Raw genomic sequence first — 6,728 nt, forward strand, 5'->3', positions numbered from 1 at the left:
AAAATGACTGCCGAACAAGTACGCTTAGCTGAATCAAACGCTCAGAATACATCCTGGAAGAAATTTGGTCCTTACCTCACCGAGCGGCAGTGGGGCACCGTGCGCGAAGACTATTCGGCCAACGGCAACGCCTGGGAGTATATTACCCACGACCTGGCCCGCAGCTACGCCTACCGCTGGGGCGAGGAGGGCTTGGGGGGCATTTCGGACCACCGCCAGCACTTCTGTTTCTCGGTCGCGCTTTGGAACGGGGCCGATGGCATTCTGAAAGAGCGCCTGTTTGGCCTCACCAACGGTCAGGGCAACCACGGCGAGGACGTGAAGGAGTACTATTATTACCTCGACAGTACGCCCACGCACTCCTACATGAAGATGCTGTACAAGTATCCGCAGCAGGAGTTCCCGTACGTGCAGTTGGTTAAAGAAAGTGCCCGTCGTACCCGCCAGCAGCCCGAGTACGAGCTGGAGGACACGGGCATCTTCGCCGAAAACCGGTATTTTGATGTATTTATAGAATATGCCAAGGCGGGCATCGATGACATTCTGATTCAGATAACGGTGCACAACCGGGGGGCAAAAATGGCCCCCATCATGGTGCTGCCGCAGGTGTGGTTTCGCAACACCTGGTCGTGGGGCCACGACCCGTATCGGCCGCAGCTAAGCACGCCGGAGTCCGGCGTCGTGCAGCTAGAGCATCAGACCATGGGCCGCTATCAACTCTATTGTGACCAGAATCCGTCCTTACTTTTCTGCGACAACGACACTAACGGTGAGAGGCTATATGGCCTGCCGGCTGATGGTTTGTTCTTCAAAGATGGCATCAACGATTATGTCATCGATGGCAAGCTAGACGCCATCAACCCGGCCCAAACGGGCACCAAAGCCGCCGCGCAGTACACGCTGCATATTCCGCCGGGCGAGTCCCAAACAGTGCGGCTGCGGCTGAGCCAGACTACCCTCACGGCCCCATTCGCTGATTTTGCCAACCTGTTCGCCGCCCGTGTGCAAGAGGCAGACGAGTTTTACGACTGCGTTCAGGAGAAAATGACCGACCCCGATGCCCGCAATATTCAGCGGCAGGCGTTTGCGGGCATGCTCTGGAGTAAGCAGTTCTATTACTACGACATGGCCCAGTGGATTGATGGCGACCCGCTGATGCAAGCTCCGCCCAACCAGCGACGCACGGGCCGCAACAGCAACTGGCGCCACCTCTACAACGCCGACATCATCTCCATGCCCGATAAGTGGGAATACCCGTGGTACGCGGCCTGGGACCTCGCTTTTCACTGTATTCCGCTGGCCATGGTCGATGCGCAGTTTGCCAAAAACCAGCTGCGCTTGCTCACCCGCGACTGGTATATGCACCCCAGCGGGCAGCTGCCGGCCTACGAGTGGAACCTGAGCGACGTGAACCCGCCGGTGCATGCCTGGGCTACGTGGCGGGTGTATCAGATGGATAAAAAGCTGAACAACGGCCAGGGCGACACTCACTTTCTGGAATCAGTTTTTCATAAGCTGACCCTCAACTTCACCTGGTGGGTAAACCATAAGGATAAAAACAACCGCAACATCTTCGAGGGGGGCTTTTTGGGGCTGGATAACATTGGGGTGTTCGACCGCTCGGCCCCGCTACCTACCGGCGGTACCATCGAGCAGTCAGACGGCACCAGCTGGATGGCCATGTATGCCCTCAATCTTATGCGCATCGCGCTAGAGTTGGCCCAAACCAACCCCGTGTACCAGGATATCGCCAGCAAGTTCTTCGAGCATTTCCTCTACATCGTGGACGCCATGACCCGCAGCGGCGACGGTGCCTTCAATCTCTGGGACGAGGAGGACGAGTTTTACTATGATGTGTTGCTCACCCCCGATAATGCCCGCACCAAGCTCAAGGTGCGCTCCATCGTGGGCCTGATTCCGCTGTTCGCGGTGGAAGTGCTGGACGAGGAGCTGCTGGCGGCCATGCCAGACTTCAGCCGCCGTCTGCGCTGGATGCTCGACAACCGGCCCCACCTGGCCGAGTTGGTGTCGCGGTGGCAGGAGCCAGGCAAGGGCGAGCGGCACCTGCTGTCCTTGCTGCGTAGTCACCGCCTCAAGTGCCTGCTGCGGCGCATGCTGGACGAGGCCGAGTTTTTGTCGGAGTTTGGGGTGCGGGCCATGTCGCGCTACCATCTGAAACACCCCTACGTGTACCACACGCCCGAAACCGACTTTACGGTCGGCTACGTGCCCGGCGAGGCGGAGTCGAGCATGTTTGGTGGCAACTCCAACTGGCGCGGCCCCATCTGGTTCCCAATTAACTATCTGATTATCGAGTCGTTGCAGAAGTTTTATACCTACTACGGCAACTCCCTTAAAGTGGAGTATCCCACGGGCTCCGGCGAGCTGCGCAACCTCCAGGACATTGCCGCCTGCCTCTCAGAGCGCCTGACCAAGCTGTTTCTGAAAGACGAAAACGGGCACCGCCCCGCCTTCGGCAACTCCGCGCTGCTCCAAACCGATCCTCACTTCAAAGACAACCTGCTCTTCCACGAGTACTTCCACGGTGACGATGGCCACGGCCTCGGGGCCAACCACCAAACCGGCTGGACCGGCCTGATCGTGCGGCTCCTGTAGCCGCAATCTTAAAGCGGTTTCCAACAAGAACCTCATGCAGAGCAAAGCGAAGCATCTCGCTCACGGTCGTTGAAATAGTAATCCTGCTAAACACGCGAGATGCTCCGCTTTGCTCTGCATGACGTTCTGGGATTTTATTCCCTACTATTGAAGCTGCATTCCTCCGTTTCACCCGCTCCTTCAAATGCTCCGATTCAGCACTGCTGCTTGCTTAGCTGCCTTCATTTTACTCGCCGCCCCCATCGCTCAGGCCCAGCAAAATGCCCCCCAGGATTCCGTTTTCGTTCGTCAGAATTACCGTAAGCTCGACCGCCTTATCCCGATGCGCGACGGGGTGAAACTGTACACGGTCATCTACGTGCCCCTTGACGCCGCGAAGAAAACCCGCTACCCTTTTCTGCTGGAGCGCACGCCCTATTCAGCGCCTCCCTACGGCGAAACGAATTACCCTAAAACCGGCCCTGGTATGAGTCGGGCGTTGTCGCGGGAGAAGTACATTTTCGTGTACCAGGATGTGCGCGGGCGCTACAAAAGTGAGGGCCAGTTTGAGGAGGTGACGCCCAACGTGCCCGGCAACAAAACCAAGCAAACCGACGAAAGCTCTGACACCTACGATACCATCGAGTGGCTGCTCAAGAACGTGCCGAACCATAATGGGCGGGCGGGTATTACGGGCATTTCGTATCCTGGCTTCTACGCCACAGCCGCCCTGCCCGACGCGCATCCGGCCCTGAAAGCGGTGTCGCCCCAGGCCCCGGTGACGGACGAATTTATCGGCGACGACGCCCGGCATAACGGCGCGTTTTTCCTGCTGGATAACTTCTCTTTTACTACTTATTTTGATGCGCCACGCACTGGACCGCTGGAGGAATACGAGCCCTTATTTTCCTTTAAACCCAAGGATGTATATCAGTTTTTCCTCGACCTGGGCCCCATCAAAAATGCCAACGCACCCCAGTATTTTAACAACCGCGCCAAAATCTGGAACGAGTATCAGGAGCACGATACCTACGACGCCTATTGGCAGGCGCGCAATATCCGAACGGCATTGAAAAGCGTCAAGCCCGCGGTATTGGTTGTGGGGGGCTTTTTTGACGCGGAAGATTTGTTTGGAGCGCTCAATACCTATAAAGCAATTGAGCAACAAAACCCTAAGAATAACAGCCGTTTGGTGATGGGACCGTGGACGCACGGTGCTTGGTCGCGGCCGGAGTGGAGCCAGTTTGGGCCGCTGAGCTTTGGCAGTAATACCGCCCAGTATTTTCAGGAGGAAATTGAGCTGAAGTTCTTCAATTCCTACCTCAAAGACAAAGGTAGGTTTACCCAGGCCGAAGCCACCATCTTCAACACGGGCACGAATCAATGGAAGACGTTTGAGCAGTGGCCCCCGGCCGCCACCCAAGCCCAGACTCTCTTTTTTCAGCCTAACGGAACGCTTGCTTTTGCTCCCGCTACCGCCCCGGAAACCTTCGCTGAGTACGTGAGCGACCCCAGCAAGCCCGTGCCCTACACCGACGGGATCTTCGCCCGCCGCAACAACGAGTACATGATAGAGGATCAGCGCTTTGCCGCCCGCCGCCCCGATGTGCTCGACTTCCAAACTGAACCCCTGGCCGAAGACCTGACTCTGGCCGGTCCGCTCACCGCCGACCTGTTCGTAACTACCACCGGCACCGATGCCGATTTTATCGTCAAGCTCATTGACGTGCTCCCCGATACGGCCCGTAATCCTGTGCCTAACCCCAAGAACCTCCAGCTGGCTGGCTACCAGCGCCTGGTGCGCGCCGAGGTAATCAGGGGGCGTTTTCGCAACAGTTTCGAGAAGCCGGAGCCGTTTCAGCCCGGTCAGATAGCGGAAGTGAAATACGAGCTGCCCGGCGTGCTGCACACCTTCAAAAAAGGCCACCGCCTGATGGTGCAGGTGCAAAGCTCCTGGTTTCCGCTTGTCGACCGCAATCCGCAGACTTTCGTGGATATTGACAAGGCCGAGGATAAAGACTTCGTGAAGGCCACAATACGCCTGTACCATGATGCCCAGCGGCACTCGGGACTACGAGTGCTGAAACAGCAGTAGCCGCCGCGCCGCTGGAAGCTTAGGTTGCGGCTGGGGTAATCGGTTCCAGCACGCGTACCGCGTCGCCCACCCGAATTTGCCCCCCGCGCACGATGTGGGCGGTTAGGCCACCGTGTCCGCGCATGGCGTTGTAGCCGCCCGGACCCAACTCTTCCTCCATGCGCGAGCAGGGGTGGCATTCGCCGGTTATTTCCAGAATCACTTCGTCGCCCAGCTGTATCTGGCGGTTTTTCAGCGCCAGCAGATTCAGGCCACTGACCACCAGGTTGCGTCGGATCCGGCCCGGCTCTATGGGCGCGTCTAGTCCCAAAAAGCCCCCCACCGCCGCTAAGTGCTCGTGCTGAAGTAGCGTGACCTGCCGTTTGCCACCGGGCTTGGGGCGGGCATGGTCGCCGCGCAGGTGGGCGTCGGTCAGTACTTCTACTTCCGGCAAAGACACAAGCGGTTCGCGTCGCACGGGCCGGATACCAATCCACTCGAGGCGGCCGGTTTGGGGCAACGTAGCCAGCAGCCGGGCAATGGTCGATTTGTCGTCGCCGAAGAAGGGGAAAGCCATGTTATAGGAAGTAATGCGCTTGTGAGTAGTTGCAAAAGTAACGTACGCTCGTCATGCAGAGCAAAGCAAAGCATCTCGCGTGCAGTCGTAATAGTACCTGACAATAAAATCCGTTGACATGCTGAGCGGAGTTGAAGCATCTCTACCGCCTCAGTGAGGTTCGTAACCAGTTAGAGATGCTTCGACAAACTCAACATGTCAACGGATTTTCTACCTAGCACTGAGAGGAAATGTATTTTATTATTGTAATAATTAATTTAATTATAGCCTTATTGCCAGCACAGCTGACATATACGATTCGCGAATGAAGGCACAGCAATTACAAAAAAACGTAGCCCAGATTCTTGCTCCGGCAGGCATACAGGTGGATGGCTCGCAGCCCTGGGATTTGCAAATCCACAACGACCGGTTTTATCAGCGGGTACTCAGCCAGGGAACGCTTGGGCTGGGCGAATCGTACATGGACGGCTGGTGGGACTGCGAGCAGATCGATGAGTTTATCTTTCGGGCGCTCCGGGCCGACTTGTACAAAACCGCTCGTCTGGGGTGGCGCAGCGTACTGGAAGTGCTGCTGACTAAGATATTCAACCGCCAAGCTAAAGGCAAAGCCGCCCAAAATGCCCAGCGCCACTACGACATCGGCAACAACCTGTACGAGCTGATGCTGGACAAGCGCATGACGTACAGCTGCGGCTATTGGAAGAACGCCGACAACCTCGATCAGGCCCAGGAAAATAAGCTGGACCTGATTTGCCGCAAACTCTACCTCCAGCCTGGTCAGCGCGTGCTCGATATTGGCTGTGGCTGGGGCAGCTTCGCCAAATTCGCCGCCAAGCGCTACGGAGTGGAGGTGGTAGGCGTAACGGTGGCCCGCGAGCAGGTAAAGCTGGCACAGGAGCTATGCAAGGGCCTGCCCATCGAAATACGGTTGCAGGACTACCGCGACGTGCGCGAAAAATTCGACCATGTGGTGTCAATAGGCATGGCCGAACATGTGGGCCACCGCAACTACCGCACTTATATGCAAACCGCCGCGCGCTGCCTGAAAGATGATGGTTTGTTCTTGCTGCACACCATCGGTATGGCCTATTCCCGCACCTCCGCTGACCCGTTTACGAACAAATATATATTCCCCAACTGCCTTTTACCCTCCATCAAGCAGTTAGGCGGAGCGATGGAGCACCTCTTCGTGCTCGAAGACTGCCATAACTTCAGCGTACACTACGACTATACGCTGATGGCCTGGTTTAAGAACTTTGACCAGAGTTGGGAGCAGTTGCAGCCTACCTACGGCGACCGGTTTTATCGGATGTGGAAGTATTATTTACTGTCCAGCGCCGCGTCCTTCCGGGCGCGGCACAATCAGCTCTGGCAAATGGTGCTCTCCAAGCGCGGTTTGTTGGGAGGGTACGAGTCGGTGCGGTAAGGCCGAGAAACGTTGGGAAAAAGCCCCCCGGATAGCTATTATAAGCACAAAAAAAC

The 6,728-nt window shown here is 56.9% G+C and carries 4 protein-coding genes; 3 read left to right on the plus strand and 1 reads right to left on the minus strand.

The window, feature by feature from the left end; translation table 11 throughout:
- The first annotated feature begins 3 nt into the window (after positions 1 to 3).
- Together B9A24_RS15180 and B9A24_RS15185 are read left to right on the plus strand one after the other, a co-directional pair.
- Positions 4 to 2,616 carry an MGH1-like glycoside hydrolase domain-containing protein gene (locus tag B9A24_RS15180; protein WP_084446872.1) on the plus strand — a complete coding sequence of 871 codons (2,613 nt, stop codon included), beginning with the start codon at positions 4 to 6 and terminating at the stop codon, positions 2,614 to 2,616.
- A 184-nt stretch (positions 2,617 to 2,800) separates the two neighbouring features.
- Positions 2,801 to 4,690 (plus strand): CocE/NonD family hydrolase, encoded by a 1,890-nt coding sequence (locus tag B9A24_RS15185; RefSeq protein ID WP_084446873.1) that lies wholly within the window; start codon positions 2,801 to 2,803, stop codon positions 4,688 to 4,690.
- A 19-nt stretch (positions 4,691 to 4,709) separates the two neighbouring features.
- On the opposite strand, the gene B9A24_RS15190 is transcribed toward B9A24_RS15185, so the two are convergent.
- A complete protein-coding gene (locus B9A24_RS15190) occupies positions 4,710 to 5,246 on the minus strand; it encodes an MOSC domain-containing protein (RefSeq protein WP_084446874.1) in 537 nt (178 codons plus the stop codon).
- A 289-nt stretch (positions 5,247 to 5,535) separates the two neighbouring features.
- On the opposite strand from B9A24_RS15190, the gene cfa reads away from it, so the two are divergent.
- Positions 5,536 to 6,672 (plus strand): cyclopropane fatty acyl phospholipid synthase, encoded by a 1,137-nt coding sequence (gene cfa, locus B9A24_RS15195; RefSeq protein ID WP_262490600.1) that lies wholly within the window; start codon positions 5,536 to 5,538, stop codon positions 6,670 to 6,672.
- Positions 6,673 to 6,728 lie beyond the last annotated feature (56 nt).

Origin of the sequence: Hymenobacter roseosalivarius DSM 11622 (assembly GCF_900176135.1) — a bacterium.
Classification (GTDB): Bacteria; Bacteroidota; Bacteroidia; order Cytophagales; family Hymenobacteraceae; genus Hymenobacter; species Hymenobacter roseosalivarius.

Excerpts from the sequence above, each read along its gene's own strand:
- B9A24_RS15180 (WP_084446872.1), top strand. The coding sequence starts at position 4 with ATGACTGCCGAACAAGTACGCTTAGCTGAATCAAACGCTCAGAATACA.
- B9A24_RS15185 (WP_084446873.1), top strand. The coding sequence starts at position 2,801 with ATGCTCCGATTCAGCACTGCTGCTTGCTTAGCTGCCTTCATTTTACTC.
- B9A24_RS15190 (WP_084446874.1), bottom strand. The coding sequence starts at position 5,246 with ATGGCTTTCCCCTTCTTCGGCGACGACAAATCGACCATTGCCCGGCTG.